Annotated in this window: 12 protein-coding genes and 1 tRNA gene; 5 read left to right on the forward strand and 8 right to left on the reverse strand. The window is 74.1% G+C overall.

Going from position 1 to position 14,743, the window contains the following annotated elements:
* Positions 1 to 116: 116 nt before the first annotated feature.
* On the forward strand, positions 117 to 323 hold the full coding sequence (locus ACWIYF_RS27025) for an excisionase family DNA-binding protein (RefSeq protein ID WP_448625913.1): 207 nt from the start codon (positions 117 to 119) through the stop codon (positions 321 to 323).
* Between the two features lie 76 nt (positions 324 to 399).
* A complete protein-coding gene (locus ACWIYF_RS27030; RefSeq protein WP_448625914.1) occupies positions 400 to 1,527 on the forward strand; it encodes a site-specific integrase in 1,128 nt (375 codons plus the stop codon).
* Between the two features lie 77 nt (positions 1,528 to 1,604).
* On the opposite strand, the gene ACWIYF_RS27035 is transcribed toward ACWIYF_RS27030, so the two are convergent.
* Both ACWIYF_RS27035 and ACWIYF_RS27040 read right to left on the reverse strand, forming a co-directional pair.
* Positions 1,605 to 1,691, reverse strand: a tRNA-Ser gene (locus ACWIYF_RS27035).
* 14 nt (positions 1,692 to 1,705) lie between these two features.
* Positions 1,706 to 2,488, reverse strand: a complete 783-nt coding sequence (locus ACWIYF_RS27040; RefSeq protein ID WP_448625915.1) for a hypothetical protein — start codon at positions 2,486 to 2,488, stop codon at positions 1,706 to 1,708.
* A gap of 113 nt (positions 2,489 to 2,601) precedes the next feature.
* Here ACWIYF_RS27040 and ACWIYF_RS27045 point away from each other — a divergent pair, with 113 nt between their 5' ends.
* Entirely contained in the window at positions 2,602 to 3,819 is a 1,218-nt protein-coding gene (locus ACWIYF_RS27045; RefSeq protein WP_448625916.1) for a cation:proton antiporter, read from the forward strand.
* 15 nt (positions 3,820 to 3,834) lie between these two features.
* On the opposite strand, the gene ACWIYF_RS27050 is transcribed toward ACWIYF_RS27045, so the two are convergent.
* Both ACWIYF_RS27050 and ACWIYF_RS27055 read right to left on the reverse strand, forming a co-directional pair.
* Positions 3,835 to 4,506 (reverse strand): response regulator, encoded by a 672-nt coding sequence (locus ACWIYF_RS27050; protein WP_448625917.1) that lies wholly within the window; start codon positions 4,504 to 4,506, stop codon positions 3,835 to 3,837.
* Positions 4,503 to 5,660 (reverse strand): sensor histidine kinase, encoded by a 1,158-nt coding sequence (locus ACWIYF_RS27055; RefSeq protein WP_448625918.1) that lies wholly within the window; start codon positions 5,658 to 5,660, stop codon positions 4,503 to 4,505. The genes ACWIYF_RS27050 and ACWIYF_RS27055 overlap by 4 nt, the downstream gene beginning before the upstream one ends.
* 195 nt (positions 5,661 to 5,855) lie before the next feature.
* Between ACWIYF_RS27055 and ACWIYF_RS27060 the strand changes: the two genes are divergently transcribed.
* Positions 5,856 to 6,602, forward strand: a complete 747-nt coding sequence (locus ACWIYF_RS27060) for a DUF2306 domain-containing protein (protein WP_448625919.1) — start codon at positions 5,856 to 5,858, stop codon at positions 6,600 to 6,602.
* Entirely contained in the window at positions 6,599 to 7,378 is a 780-nt protein-coding gene (locus ACWIYF_RS27065) for a hypothetical protein (RefSeq protein ID WP_448625920.1), read from the forward strand. The genes ACWIYF_RS27060 and ACWIYF_RS27065 overlap by 4 nt, the downstream gene beginning before the upstream one ends.
* Positions 7,379 to 7,447: 69 nt before the next feature.
* Here ACWIYF_RS27065 and ACWIYF_RS27070 read toward each other — a convergent pair whose 3' ends face one another.
* The 4 genes from ACWIYF_RS27070 to ACWIYF_RS27085 form a co-directional block, all read right to left on the reverse strand.
* Positions 7,448 to 9,781, reverse strand: coding sequence for a CARDB domain-containing protein (locus ACWIYF_RS27070; RefSeq protein WP_448625921.1), 2,334 nt, complete (start codon positions 9,779 to 9,781; stop codon positions 7,448 to 7,450).
* Positions 9,782 to 10,156: 375 nt separating this feature from the next.
* The gene (locus tag ACWIYF_RS27075) at positions 10,157 to 12,151 is read right to left on the reverse strand and encodes a hypothetical protein (protein WP_448625922.1); all 1,995 of its coding nucleotides are present in this window, start codon (positions 12,149 to 12,151) and stop codon (positions 10,157 to 10,159) included.
* A gap of 299 nt (positions 12,152 to 12,450) precedes the next feature.
* Positions 12,451 to 13,305, reverse strand: a complete 855-nt coding sequence (locus ACWIYF_RS27080) for a MaoC/PaaZ C-terminal domain-containing protein (RefSeq protein ID WP_448625923.1) — start codon at positions 13,303 to 13,305, stop codon at positions 12,451 to 12,453.
* Between the two features lie 13 nt (positions 13,306 to 13,318).
* Complete coding sequence (locus ACWIYF_RS27085; protein WP_448625924.1) at positions 13,319 to 14,674, reverse strand: 3-oxoacyl-ACP reductase; 1,356 nt, start codon at positions 14,672 to 14,674, stop codon at positions 13,319 to 13,321.
* Positions 14,675 to 14,743 lie beyond the last annotated feature (69 nt).

The following is a 14,743-nucleotide window of genomic DNA, read 5'->3' on the forward strand; positions in this document are numbered from 1 at the left end:
CGAACTGGAGACTTTCCGGAGGTCTCTCCCAGCATCAGGCGGAAGATGGCAGGCAGCGACTGACCGACGGTCGTCGACTGGAGCCGTACCGGAGGCGCCTGGGGACGCTCGTCGACGTGGCCCATCGGACCGACGTGCGCGCCGACGACCCGCTCCTCGCGGTCGCCGAGGTTGGGGACTCTTTCGAGACAGATGAACGCCTCATCCGTCGGCTGATCGCCCAGCGACCCATCACCTACGTGCACAGCTCGGGAAGCACCCGCCTCCAACGAAGGGCCTCGGACGCCTTCATCGACGCCGGCCGAATCACCAACGAGCAGTGACGGCACTCGCGACAGCCGCACTCGTCGTCAACGGGACCCGTTGCCCCACCGGACCGAAAGCCTCCAGAGTCCCGTCATGCCAGCGAGCAGCAGAAGACGGTTCGGCCGCGTCCGCAAGCTGCCGTCCGGCCGGTGGCAGGCGCGCTACCCGGGCCCGGACGGACGGGACCGGTCAGCACCGAGCACGTTCGCCACCAAGACCGACGCGGCACGCTTCCTTTCCGCGGTGGAGGTCGACATGGGTCGCGGCGTGTGGCTCGACCCGTTGCGCAGCGGCGTCACGCTCCGCGAGTACAGCCAGGCGTGGCTGGCCGAGCGGACCGTTCGAGGTCGTCCCCTGGCCGTGCGAACTCGCGAGACCTACCAGCACTCCCTGGACCGCTGGGTGCTTCCCGCGCTCGGAGGCCTGCCGCTCGACCGGATCACCCCGGCCGCGGTGCGGCGGTGGCACGCCGAGACGAGCGCAGCCACCGGCCCGACGGCGACCAGGCAGGCCTATGCCCTCCTCCACGCCATCCTGGCCACGGCCGTCGCAGACGACGCGCTCCCCCGGAATCCCTGCCGGATCAAGGGTGCGGGCCAGGCCCGCAGTGACGAGCGACCGCTGCTGGACGTCGACCAGGTGCAGCACCTCTCCGCGCAGATGCCCGAGAACCTCCGGGGCCTCGTCGACCTGGCCTTCTGGGCCCACCTGCGCCTCGGCGAGCTGCTGGCCCTCCGCATCGGCGACATCGACCTGGACGCGGGCACCGTGGCCGTGCAGCGGCAGGTCGTGGAGACGGACGCGGGCCCCGTGGAAAGCCCACCGAAGGCGGGCAGCCAGCGCGTCGTCCACCTTCCCCCGCAGGGCGTCTCAGCACTGGCCGAGCACCTGAAGACCCGCTCCCCGGCGCTGCCGACCGCTCGGCTGTTCGTGCGAAGAGACGGGAGAGTTCTTCGCGCCCATCACGTCCATGCCGCCTGGACCACGGGCCGGCGAGCAGCCGACCTGTCCGGCGTCCATCTGCACGACCTGCGGCATGCGGGACTCACCCTGGCGGCGCAGAGCGGGGCGACCCTGGCCGAGGTCATGCGACGTGCCGGCCACTCGTCGTCCCGCGCGGCGATGATCTACCAGCACGCGGCTGAGCGGCGCGACGCCGAGGTTGCGGCCCGCCTGGGGCACCTCGCAGCGGGCACGACTCCGAACCGTACGGGCACGTAGCGGGCACGCGAGCGGACGACGGCGCCGGACGCCCCCTGCCGAAGCTCTTCGGACAGGGTAAATCCCCTGGCCAGGAGCGGAGGGCGTGGGATTCGAACCCACGATGGGTGTAACCCCATAGCGGTTTTCAAGACCGCCGCCATCGGCCACTAGGCGAGCCCTCCTGAGGGCTCCGAGGCTAGCCGGTGGCGGACGGCGTGCGGCGGGGCCGGTCGCCGAAGGGGGTGCCGACGACGGCGCCGTCCTCGGGGCGGGGCGGCACGTCGGCGAACAGGTCGACGAGCGCGTCCCAGCGGGTCCGCCGGCCCGGCGGGAAGCGCTCCTCCGACCGGTGGCGACGCCGAGACCCCGACGGGTACCAGCGGCGGGCCCACGGCGACTGCGGCCGGCCCAGCCGCAGCGCGCCGACGATCGCGACGACCGGCACGAAGACGCCGACGACGCCGAGCACGACCCGGCCCTTGAGGATCGCCACCAGCCCGAAGACCAGGGTCACGACCACCGCCAGGGCGAACGCCCCCTCCCCCGCCGCCGGGTCGGCGTCGAACGGGTTCGCGCCGACCAGCAGCAGGCCCCCGACGACGAGGGCGACCAGGACGGCGTCGACCGAGCTGCGGCCCTCCCGGCTCCAGTAGACGTCCTCGAGGTGCAGCCACAGCGCGAACTCGTCGAGCGTCAGCGCCGCGCCCACCCCGAACAGCGCTGCCAGCACGTAGAGCCACGGTGGACTGGGGCGATAGGTCAGCTCGACCGTGCCGGTGCCGAGCAGCAGGAAGATGCCGTACACCTCGTGGTGGATGTGCACGCCCCCGACGCTGGCGTCGCGGAACGGTCCCCGTCCGCTCCGGATCGCACGGGTGACCAGCCGGGTGGTCAGGAAGGTCACGAGGAAGGCCCCGAGCATCCACGCGACGGCCGCACGGCGCCCGGTGAGGTCGGCGAACAGCTCCGGCTCGACCACCGGCGTCACCTCCGCCCGTTCGCGCCCGATCGTCCTGCGGGTGTCAAGACGGCTTGTCCCGGGAGTCCCGACGGCGGCAGGGTCGGCCACACCCCCGAGGGGAGGAGCCCGACGTGGACGACGCCCTGGCGATCGATGCCCTCGTGGCGGTCACCGCGGTCGCCCTGGTGGCGCCGATCGTGGTCGGGCTGTTCCCCCGCCTGCCGGTGCCGCAGGTGGTGCTCCTGCTGGCCGGCGGCATCCTCATCGGCCCGCAGGTGCTCGGCCTCAGCTCCCCCGACTCGGTGCAGGTGCTCGCCGACGTCGGCCTGGGGTTCGTCTTCCTGCTAGCCGGCTACGAGGTCGACCTGCGGCTGTTCGGGGAGGACGCCGGACGGCGGGCGGTCGGCGCCTGGTTCGTCAGCCTGGGCCTGGCCCTCGGCGTGGTCGCGCTGCTCACCGGGGCCGGGCTGGTCCGCGCCTTCGTCCCGGTCGCGCTCGGGCTGACCACCACCGCGCTCGGCACCCTGCTGCCGATCCTGCGCGAACGAGGGCTGCTGCGCGGCCCGCTCGGCCGCTACCTGCTCGCCGCGGGCGGCGTCGGGGAGCTGTTCCCGGTGCTGGCGATCGCCCTGTTCCTCGGCAGCCAGAACCGGTTCGTCGCGCTCGCCTCCCTCGCCGCCGTCGGGGTGCTCGCCCTGGTGCTCGGCCTCGCCCGCCGGCTCGTGCGCCGCGGGGGGCGGCTGGCCGGCGTGATCTCGCGGGGCCAGCACGAGACGGCGCAGATCACCCTCCGCGGGACGATCCTGCTGCTCATCACCCTGATCGCGCTCACCGACGAGTTCCACCTCGACGCCGTGCTGGGCGCCTTCCTCGCCGGCGTGGTGCTGCGCCGCTGGGCGGGACCGGGCGCACCGGTGCTGGAGTCCAAACTCGACGCGGTCGGCTACGGGTTCTTCATCCCGCTGTTCTTCGTCTACTCGGGGATGCGCCTGGACCTGACGGCGATCGCCGAGGCGCCGCTGCGGCTGCTGCTGTTCTTCGCGCTGATGGTCTCGGTGCGCGGGCTGCCCGCGTTCGCCGTGTACCGCGGCGTCCTCGGGCTGCGGCAGCGCGCGCAGACCGCCCTGGTGACGGCGACGGCGCTGCCGGTGCTGGTCGCGCTCACCGAGATCGGCCTGCGCAACGGGACGATGCTGCCGGAGAACGCCGCCGCGCTGGTCGGCGCCGGCGTCGTCACGGTGCTCACGCTGCCCGCGCTGGCGATCGCGATCGACCGCCCCCAGGCCGAGCCGGCCGACACGTCCGGCCTCAGCACCGCGCCGCGCCCGCCTGCGCCCGGTCGCGGCTGAGCCACCGGCGAGCCGTCACGTCTGCCGCTCGCCGGCGTCCGCCCCGACGAAGCCGGTGCGGTAGGCCCACACCACCGCCTGCGTCCGGTCCCGCACCCCGAGCTTGGCCAGGATGCTCTTGACGTGCGTCTTGACCGTCTCCGGCGACAGCCAGACCCGACCGGCGATCTCGGCGTTCGACAGCCCCTCGGCCAGCGCCCGGAGGATGTCGGCCTCGCGGTCGGTGAGGCGTGCGGCCAGCTGCAGCCGGTCCCGGTCGGGCGCCCGCCGGCCGGCGTACGCGGTCAGCAGCCGCCGGGTCACCGCCGGGGCGACCAGCGCGTCGCCGGCGTACACGGTGCGGATCCCGTCGATCAGCTGCTCGGGGGTGGCCCGCTTGAGCAGGAACCCGTCCGCGCCCGCCTCGAGGGCGTCGTCCACGACCTCGTCGAGGTCGAACGTCGTGAGCACGAGGACCCGCGGCCGGCGCGGCCAGGACACGATCTCCCGGGTCGCGGCGACGCCGTCCAGCCGCGGCATCCGGACGTCCATGAGGACGACGTCCGGCCGCGCCGTCCGGGCCTGCTCGACGGCTTCCCGCCCGTCGGCCGCCTCGGCGACCACGGTGAGGTCGGCCTCGGCGTCCAGGAGCGCGCGCAGGCCGCTGCGGACCAGGCGGTCGTCGTCGGCGAGCAGGACGCGGATCACGAGCTCACCCCCGCGCTCACCGGCAGCGTCGCGCGCACCCGGAAGCTGCCGCCGACCGGTCCGGCCTCCAGCTCGCCGCCCTCCAGCCGGGCCCGCTCGCGCATGTTGACCAGCCCCCGCCCGGGCACCGGGTCGACCGGCCGGTCGCACTCGTTGACGACCTCGAGCAGGACGTCGGGACCGGCCTGCTCGATCTCGACGCGGATCGGCCCGCTGGACGTGTGCCGGACGGCGTTGGTCAGCGCCTCCTGCACGATCCGGTACACCGCGCGGGCGCTGCTGCCGGAGAGCTCCGCGCCGTCGGTCCGCAGCTCGACGGGACGGCCGGTGGCCCGGATCCGCCCGGCCAGCTCCTCCAGGTCGGCGACCGTGGGCGCGAACGGTGCCGCCGAGGCCTTCCGCTCGTCGGGTTGCAGCACCCGCAGCAGCCGGTTCAGCTCGTCCAGGGCGCCGCGCCCGACGGTCTCGATGGACTGCAGCGCCTCGCGGGCGAAGGCCGGGTTGTCGGCGAACACCCGCCGGCCCACCCCGGCCTGCAGGACCATCACGTTGACCGTGTGTCCCAGGGAGTCGTGCAGCTCCCGGGCCAGCCGGGCGCGCTCCTGCAGCAGCAGCCGCTCGGCCGCCGTGGCCCGCTGGCGCTCGTCGGCCGCGCGGCGGGCCTCCGCGGCCACGGCGCGGGTGCGCCGGCGGCTGAGCTCCCCGGCGACCATGGAGATGACGAAGCTCGTGACGATCTGGGGCAGGGCGGCGACCGGGTCGGCCCGGTCGAAGGCGACGTACCCGAGGACGCCGAGCCCGGCGAGCCCGGCTCCGGCGACCTGGAGCCGTCGTCCCCCGGCGGCGAAGCAGCTGAACAGCGCGATCCAGGCCGACCAGTCGAGGAACCCGATCGGCGAGCCGGCCGCCGCGGTGGCCGTCACCGCGAGGCTCGCCCCCGCCTGGGCGACCAGCGGGGCGGTCTGGCGCCAGAGCAGCGCCAGCGGGCCGGCCGCGGCCAGCAGGACGGTGACCGCGCCCGCCGGCTCGTACGGGGGCCCGGCCGGGAAGGCGAACACGTAGCCGACGGACACGACCGCGAGCGCGACGGCCAGCACCGCGTCGACGCGGGTGCCGGCCCACGTCCGCGGCCTGCTCAGGGACGACGGCAACACGCCCCATCGTGGCGCCCCGGGACCGCCGGGGGACATACCCGCGCGAGCCGTCCGTCCTCCCTCGCGCGAGGGAGGACGGTGTCCCGGAGGCCACTCCCGCGGGCCGGGAGCCGACCCGCGGGGGGCTGCTCACCGGGGCCGCCGCGGCAGGACGCTGGCGCGGTCCGATTCGTCGGCGTCCCCGGAGGAGCACCCATGACCCTCGCCGCGCCGCGGACCTCCACGTGGCGGACGCGCGCCGCCTACTGGTGGATCTGCCTCAGCGCGCTGGCGATCGCCACGTTCGCCCTGCGGCCGTATCTCACGTCCTCGCTGGAGGAGATGGGCGCCGCCCCCACCGCGCTGGCCGCGACCTACCTGCACCAGGGCCCCGCGGTGCGGACGGCGCTGTACCTGCACGTGTTCTTCGCGGGCGTCGTCCTCGTCCTGTCGCCGCTGCAGTTCGCGGCGCGGCTGCGGGCCCGCGCTCCCCGGGTGCACCGGGCGACCGGCCGGATCGTGCTCGGCTCGATCGCGATCGCCGGCTGCGCGGGCCTGGTCATCGCGCCGTTCAACCGGGCCGGCCTGGTCGGGACCCTCGGCTTCGGCCTGCTGGCGGTGCTGTGGCTGACCTGCGCGGCCGTGGCCTTCCGGGCGATCCGCCGCGGGGACGTGCCCGCCCACCGACGCTGGATGGCGCGCACCTTCGCGCTGACCTACGCCGGGGTGACGCTGCGGCTCTGGATGATGGCGATCCCCCCGGTCGTCGCGGCCCTGACCGGCGTGGACGGGCAGGTCGCGTGGGACCGCACCTACCTCGTCATCGCCTTCCTGTGCTGGGTGCCGAACCTGCTCGTCGCCGAGCTGTACCTGCGCGCCGGACGGCGCCGGTCCCGGCCGGACGACGTCCCTGCTTCTACCCCCTCGCGTACCCCGTCCCTGCACTCCGGAGGTGTCCGGTGATCACCGTCCCGCCCCCCGTCCGCCGGCGGTCCCGCACCGCCGGACGCACCGTCGCCCTGGTGTTCGGGGTGCTGCTCCTCCTGCCCGGGATCGGGCTGCTCGCCGGCGGCGGAGTCCTGCTCTGGGCGCACTGGTTCGACCGGTCCGACGGCTTCGTCCAGTCCCCGGCGGAGGACTTCGGGTCCTACGGCTACGCCCTGGTGAGCGACCGGATCGACCTGCGCGCCGGCCCCGACTGGCTCCCGGTCTCCGCGGCGCTGGGCGACGCCCGGCTCGAGGTCACCGGGAACGGAGCGGACGACGTCTTCGTCGGGATCGCGCCGGTCGCCGACGCGACGGCGTACCTGGAGGGCGTCCAGCGGACCGCCGTCGACGGCCTCGGCTTCGACGGTCCGGCCACCAGCAGCGACCAGCTCCCGGGCGGCGAGCCGGCCGGACCGCCGGCCGACCAAGAGTTCTGGATCGCCCAGACGAGCGGCCCGGGGACGCAGCAGGTCACCTGGGACCCGGCCGAGGGCGACTGGATGTTCGTGGTGATGAACGCCGACGGCTCGGCCCCGGTGGACGTGCGGGCCCGGATCGGCGCCGAGTTCCCCGCCCTCGGCGGCATCGGCTGGGGCGTGCTGGCGGCGGGACTCGTCGTCACCGTCCTCGCCGCGGCCCTCATCCGGCCGACGGTCCGGCGGCTGCCCGAGCGCTCCGTCGACTACGCCACGCGGCGGCCGGTGCGGTCCCGTCCGGTCGAGGACGAGCTGGTCGACGACCGCTCGAGGTGAGTCCCCTACCGGTAGCACCGCGCTCCGGGCGACCCCGTCGAGGGGCCGCCCGGAGCGCGGTCGCCCGGCTCAGCTGCAGCGCGTGACGGTGTCGCCGCTGTCGCGGGTGCAGAGGTTCCTGCCGCCCTGGCCGTCGGCCGAGTCGCCCGCCGCGCCGTCGCGGACGTCGAGCAGGTCGTCGCCGTCCCCACCGCGGACGACGTCCTTGCCGGTGCCGCCGGTGACCACGTCCCGGCCGGCCTCCCCGTCCAGGGTGTCGTTGCCGCTGCCGCCGACGGCGGCGTCGTCGCCGCGGCCGGCGAGCACGGTGTCGTTGCCGCCCAGGCCGCACAGGACGTCGTTGCCGGTGGTGCCGGCCAGCCGGTCGTTGCCCTGGGTGCCGACCTTGGTGCACGCCACGCCGACGACGGACGTGTCCGTGCCGCCAGCGTTGTCGGCGGACGTCGACTCGTTGGTGGTCGTCGAGACCGTTGCACCGAACGCGGCCGTGCCCGGCCGGACGGGCGTGACGGTGAGGGGCAGCGTCGTGGAGGCACCCGCGGCCAGGTCGCCGAGCGTGCAGGTCACGGGACCGGTGCCGGTGCACCCGGCGGGCAGGGTGGCTCCCCGGACGGCGCCGGCCGGCAGAGTGACGGTGACCTTGGACGCGGTCGCCGCGGCGGGGCCCTCGTTGCGCACGCTGACCGTCGCGGTGACGTCGGAGCCCACCAACGAGTTTCCCGGCGCGGTGGCCTGCACCGAGAGGTTGGCGGTCACCGGCGCACCTGCGCTCAGACCCACGTTCCACGCCGAGGCGTGCGAGGACAGCGCCACGATCCGGATGTCGCCGCCCGAGTCCCCGCGACCCAGGACGCACGGGTCGGGAATCGCCTGGGTGTCGCTCTCGCAGGGTGCGATCGGCTGCCCGTCGCGGAACAGCTGCACCGTGGCCGCCGATTCGCCGGGCGGAACGAGCGACGCGTCGATCAGGAACGACAGCCGCAGCGGGTCCTCGACGGTCTGCGTGGGCGCGGTGATGTCGACCTGATGACCGAAGAAGGTGAAGCCGGCCGGCGCAGCCTGGGCCGTCGGCACCTCGGTGATCGTGACCGTGCCGGCCACGGTGGTCGTGACCTCCGCCTCGATCGGATCGCTCACGGTCGCGATGGTGCCCGTGCCCGCTGTGCCGCCACCGTCGCCGAACTCCTCGGTCGTCTCCTCCTCCACGACCGGCGGCGCGAGGTCGGGGTTGAGGATCGCCTGGGCGAAGGAGGTCAACCCATCGGAGTGGGCCTCGACGGCCACCGCCCCGGTGATCCCTGGGACGGGGGCCGGAAGCGGCTGGACCTCGGTCGCCCCGGAGCGGCCGTTGCCCGACCCGCCGTTCCGGTTCGACCCGAGCGCGAGCACGCCGCCGTCCCGGGTCACCACGTACAGGTTCGTCGAGCTGGCGGCCACGACGTCCTCCGGGTTCACGGCGGCGTTGGGCACGTCGCTGATGCCCTCGACGAGCTTCGGGACGGCGTCGGCCACCGGTCGGTCGGTGCCGCTGCCCGCGCCGCCGTCGTCGGCGCGGCCCAGGTTGCCGTAGAAGTTGTCACCGAACGCGTACAGCCGGCCGTCGCGGGTGATCACGTAGCTGGCGAAGGGGCCGGCCTCGACGCCGGCGAACCCGCCGGCCTCCAGACCGACCGGGGTGCCCGGCGTCGCCTGGGACTCGGTGAACGCGCCACCGCCCAGCTGGCCGTCCCGACCGTCGCCCCAGGTGTAGACCCGACCGGCACCGTCGATCGCCACCACGTGGCGCCACCCGACCGCGATGTCGACGATGCCGGTCAGGCCCGGAACGGGCTGCGGCGTCGGGTCGTACTGCTCCGCGGTGGTGCGACCGAGCTGGCCGCGCTCGTTGGCGCCCCAGGTCCACACGGTGCCGCTCGTCCCGTCGAGGGCGACGCCCAGGTCGTCGCCGGCGCCGATGGCGGTGATGGCCTCCGCGGGCAGGCCTTCCACCACGGTGGGGGTGGACACGTCGGCACCGCCCACCGTTACCCACTGGAGTACGTCGGCCAACTTCGTGCGGGCCAGTTGGTAGTTCCGTCCGGCGCTGACCTCCCGGTACCCGCCCGTGCGGACCTCGGGCGGCGGGACCAGCACCGCACCGCGTCCGGCTTGGATCTCCACGAGCGCGTCGTTCCGGACGGCGAAGCCTCCGTCCACCGAGTCGACGATGGCGTCGAGACCTCTGACGCGGGCGGGCGTGGTCAGGGGGTCGGTGGCCGCCCCGGTGCCGAGCGCGCCGCCGGGGTTGCCACCCCAGGCGTAGACGGCCCCGTCGCCGAGGACCGCGGTGGCGGGTGGTGCGAACAGGACCGTGCACGAGGCGACGGCGAGGCCTGTCGCGAGAGCGGGCAGGACGCGGCGCATGATCAGGGGTACAGAGGACTCCTGAGGAGCGGGGACCGGCGGGGAGCGCGCCTTCGGCCGGTGGGGCCTCGGCCGCCGAGACGAGCGGGAAGGCGCAGGGAGACGTCCGCGTGCGAACGATTGCGGACGCTTGTCAGAGTGAATGCTCGACCGTCCGCGCGCAATCCCCCCGCACACAATTATTTTGCGTGCCGAGCCATTCACGGCAGTCATTCCATCTCGCCGGGAAACCATTTGGTCGCCCGAGACGGCCATGAATAGAAACCATTCCTCGCCGGAACCCGGCGGCACCGGAACACTCGACCGCGCAGAATGCACGGCGCTCCGAGCGACCACTCGTGGATCGCCCGGAGCGCAGCGCTTCTCCCGGTCGGCTCAGGTGCAGCGGGTGACGGTGTCTCCGCCGTCGCGGGTGCAGAGATTCCGGCCGGCCTGGCCGTCGGCGGAGTCCCCGGCCGCGCCGTCGCGCACGTCGAGCAGGTCGTCGCCGTCCCCACCCCGGACGACGTCCTTGCCTGTGCCGCCGGTGACCACGTCTCGGCCGGCCTCCCCGCTCAGCGTGTCGTTGCCGCTGCCGCCGACCACGACGTCGTCGCCCCGACCGGCGAGCACGGTGTCGTTGCCGCCGAGACCGCAGATCACGTCGGTGCCGGTAGTGCCGGTCAGCCGGTCGTCGCCCTGCGTGCCCACCTTCGTGCAGGCCACCCCGGTCACCGAGGTGCTGGTCGCGGCGGTGTTGTCACCGGCCAGCGGATCGGGCGCGCCGGAGGAGACGGTCGCGGCGAACTGCGCGGCGCCGGGCTTGACCGGGGTCGCGGTCAGCGTCAGCGTCGCCGTCCCGCCCTTCGCCAGGTTCGGCAGCCTGCAGGTGATCGGCCCGGTGCCGGTGCAGCCGGTCGGCAGGGTGGCCGGGACGGCGCCGGCCGGGAGGGTCACGGCGACCCGCGGCTTGGTCGCCGTGACCGGGCCGTCGTTGCGCACGGTCACCGTGGTCGTGAGGTCGGAGCCCACCAGCGACGTCGCCGGTGCGGTCGCCGCCACCGACAGGTTCGCGGCGATGCTGACCCCCACGTTCCACGCCGAGGCGTGCGACGACAGCGCGGTGATGCGCAGAGCCCCACCGGGCAGCGTCTCCCGGGACACGATGCACGGGTCCGGCTGGGCCTGGGTCTGCGAGGTGCAGCCCACGATCGGCTGCCCGTCGCGGAACAGCAGCACCGAATCCGCCGTCTGCCCCTCCGGGATCACCGACGCGTCGACGGTGAACGCCAGCCGCAGCGGGTTGTCGGCGCTCTGCAGGGGCGCCGTGATGTCCACCTGCCGCCCGAGGAACGTGAAGCCCTCGGGCGCCGCCTGGCCGACGGGGCCCTCGACGATCTGGACCCGGCCGGCCACGGTGGTGGTGACCGTGGCGTCGATGGGGTTGGTCGAGCTCAGCGCCGTGCCGTCACCCGTGCTGGCCGTGCCGCCACCGTCCCCAAAGGTCTCGTCGGCCTCCGCGGCCGGCGGCGGGGGGCACTCCAGCGGCACCGTCATGGCGCTGCCGATCTGCACGTCTTCCGGACCGTTCAGACCGTCCGCGTTGCGGTCGACGAAGGCGACGAGCTCCATCGGGAAGTTGTCACCGCCCGAACTGTCCTTGAAGCCGCCGGACATGGCCCACGCGTCGGTCAGGGCGCCGGTCCCGTCGGTTGTCCCCAGCGACCCCAGCCCGAGCGACAGCCCGGCCGCCGTCCTGCCGACGTAGACGATCGGGGTGTTGGTGGGCCCACCGGTGACCGACGCCCGGACGATCGCACCGACCAGCGGCCCCCCTGGCTCCACGGCGTAGCACTCGGACACGCGGGGAGAGAACGTCCCCATCGAGGTCACGCCCGGAGGGATTTCACCAGGAGGGGGCGGCGGGTCCACCGGAGGCGGCGGCGGGTTCGGGCACCCTGCGAGCGGCAGGGTCACGGGGTCGCCAATCTGCTCGTCGGCAGACCACTGCTCGTCGCCGTTCGTGTCGGCGTACCCGACGATCACCATGGGGTAGTTGTCCCTGCCGTCGGGGGTCTTGCCGCCCGCGGAGAAGCTCACCGCGCTGACCGATCCGGTCCCGTCGGTGGTCCCGACGAGCGACATGGTCGTATCTCCGTACGGCACCGTGAACCGGACAACGATCTTGGTGTTGGCGGGCCCACCGGTGACCCCTGCCTGGATGCGGGCCCCGGCGGGCTCGGACTGTTCGTTGTAAGTGCAGTCGGCGATGCTCGCGGTGAACGTCCCCGGCACCGCCGCCGCGGCGGGAGGGGCGAACAGGGCCGTGGACGAGGCCACGGCCAGGCCCGATGCGAGGGCGGCCAGGGTGCGGCGCGGGGTCAGGGGCACGCGGGACTCCTGGAAGAGAGTGGACCGGCAGAGGAGAGCGCCGTCCGAGCAGGGCTCGACCGCGGAGAAGAGGCGGGATGGCGCCGGGGGGACGTCCGCTGCTAACGATTGCGGACAGGTGAGAGTGTGAGCGCTCTCAGGCGATTCGCGCAATCCCTTGGTGCAAAACTATTTTGCGTACAAGGTCCATTACGGGAGGTCATGCCTCCCGAGGACCGTCGACCATTCCCCCCACGGCCGCGCGATGGGCAGGCATGACCCTCGACCGGAACCAATCGGCGCCGGAATGACCATTCGGATCAGCGGGGCCGAATGGTTCCCACGAGATGGCCCGTGCCGTTGATCGCATTGCGCACCGCGACGTCCCAGCCGCCGCCGGCCTCGGCCGTGGACAGGGCGACGGTCGACGGCAGGTAGAGCGGCTTCTGGAAGCCGACGTCGACCGAGAAGGCGTCAGGCAGCCGGCCGGTCAGTGCGGCGAGCACCCGCGCCTTGACCCACATGCCGTGCGCGATCGCCCGCTTGAACCCGAACGCCTTCGCGGTGAGCCCGGAGAGATGGATCGGGTTCACGTCGCCGGAGACCTTGGCGTAGCGGCGCCCCGCGTCGTCCGGCATCCGCCACGTGGCCGCCGGCCGGGTCTCCCCCACGTGCACCGCCGTGTCGGACTCCGGCGCACCCTCCGGCGCCTTCGCACCCCGGGCCAGGTAGGTCGAGCGACCCCGCCAGACCACCTCGCCGTCCACCGTCGCGCTCGCGCACAGGTCGACCGTCGCCCCCTTGGCGTGCCGCGCGAACCGCTCGGCCCACACCTCGAGGTCCAGGGCCGCGTCGGCGCGGATCGCGCGCAGCACGTCGATGCGGTTGCGCACGTGCACCAGCCCGGGCAGCGCCAGCGGGAAGGAGCGGTCGGCCATCAGCGCGACCTGCAGCGGGAAGGCCAGCATGTGCGGGTACGTGGCGGGCAGGACGTCGGAGAGCGGGAAGCCGCACACCCGGTCGTAGGCCGCCAGCTGCCCCGGGTCGACGACGACGCCGGTACGGGCCACCCGCGCCTCGGGCAGGTCGCCGCCGCGACCCCGCGCGGTGAGCACAGCCCGCGCGAACAGCGCCGGCATCGCGGGCGGGGAGGTGAGCACCGTGCGGGCGTCCATCGCAGTCCCTTCCTCAGGCGCCCAGCATCGACTGGCCGCAGACCCGCACGACCTGGCCGTTGACGCCCGCGCTGCCCGGCTGCGCCAGCCAGGCGATCGTCTCGGCGACGTCGACCGGCAGCCCGCCCTGCTGCAGCGAGTTGATCCGCGACCCGATCTCGCGGCTGCCGAAGGGCATCTTCGCCGTCATCTCGGTGACGATGAAGCCCGGCGCCACCGCGTTGATCGTCGCGCCGCGCTCGGCGAACGCCGGCGCCCACGCCCGCACCATGCCGATGACCCCGGCCTTGGATGCGGCGTAGTTGGTCTGCCCACGGTTGCCGGCGATGCCGGACTGCGAGCTGACGCAGATTACGCGGGCGCCGGGCCGGAGCACCCCGTCGGCGTCCAGCAGTGCCTGGGTGAGGTCCAGTTGCGCCTGCAGGTTCACCGCCATGACCGAGTTCCACCGGCCGGCGTCCATGTTGACCAGCAGCTTGTCCCGCGTGATGCCGGCGTTGTGGACGACCACGTCCACCCCGCCGTGCCGCTCCTCGAGGTGCGCGATCAGCCGCTGCGCGGCGTCCGGGGCGGTGATGTCGAGCTGGAGCGCCGTCCCGCCGATCTCGTTGGCGACGTCGGCCAGCGACTGGCCCGCGGCCGGGACGTCGACGGCGACGACGTGCGCGCCGTCCCGGGCCATCACCTTCGCGATCGCGGCGCCGATGCCCCGCGCGGCACCGGTGACGACGGCGACCTTGCCGGCCAGCGGCTTCTCGTCGTCCGGCTCCGCCGGCACGTCGGCGGGAGCGAGGGTGACCACCTGGCCGTCGACGTAGGCCGAGCGGCCGGAGAGGAAGAACGTGAGCGGGCCGGCCACCGACGCCTCGGCGCCCGCCGGAACGTAGAGCAGGTTGGCCGTCGAGCCGTTCAGCAGCTCCTTGCCGATCGAGCGGACCAGTCCGTCCAGCGCCTGCCGGGCCGCGGCCTGCGCCGGGGAGTCCGCCTGGGCCGGCGGGTCGGCCAGGATCAGCACGCGCCCGCTCGGCCGCAGCCGCTTGATCGCCGGGGCGAGGAAGTCGTGCGCGGCGGCCAGGTCGGCCGGGGTGGTCAGGCCGGTGGCGTCGAGGACCACCGCGGCCGGCTTCTCGCCGTCCGTCGACCCGTCGGCGGCGACCGGGGACAGCACGGTCACGCCGGCGTTCTTCAGGACGTCGATGACGGTGTCGCGCAGCCGGCCCTCCCCCGCCGAGCCGACGACCGCCGGGCCGGGCAGCAGCGGCTCGCCGGGCTCGTAGCGGCGCAGCACCGCCGGCCGGGGCAGCCCGAGCCGCTTGGTGATCGTCGTCCCGACGCCGGAGTTGGCGAAGTCGCGGTACCAGTCACTCACGTGCAAAGCCTCCAGAAGGTGGTTTAGCCCGATAAGCCACGCGTGGTTCATCGGGCTGAACCACGCGGG

The organism is Geodermatophilus sp. URMC 64 (assembly GCF_053502555.1).

Coding starts and splice junctions, on each gene's coding strand:
- ACWIYF_RS27030 (WP_448625914.1), top strand. CDS start 400: ATGCCAGCGAGCAGCAGAAGACGGTTCGGCCGCGTCCGCAAGCTGCCG.
- ACWIYF_RS27060 (WP_448625919.1), top strand. CDS start 5,856: ATGACCCTCGCCGCGCCGCGGACCTCCACGTGGCGGACGCGCGCCGCC.
- ACWIYF_RS27070 (WP_448625921.1), bottom strand. CDS start 9,781: ATGCGCCGCGTCCTGCCCGCTCTCGCGACAGGCCTCGCCGTCGCCTCG.
- ACWIYF_RS27080 (WP_448625923.1), bottom strand. CDS start 13,305: ATGGACGCCCGCACGGTGCTCACCTCCCCGCCCGCGATGCCGGCGCTG.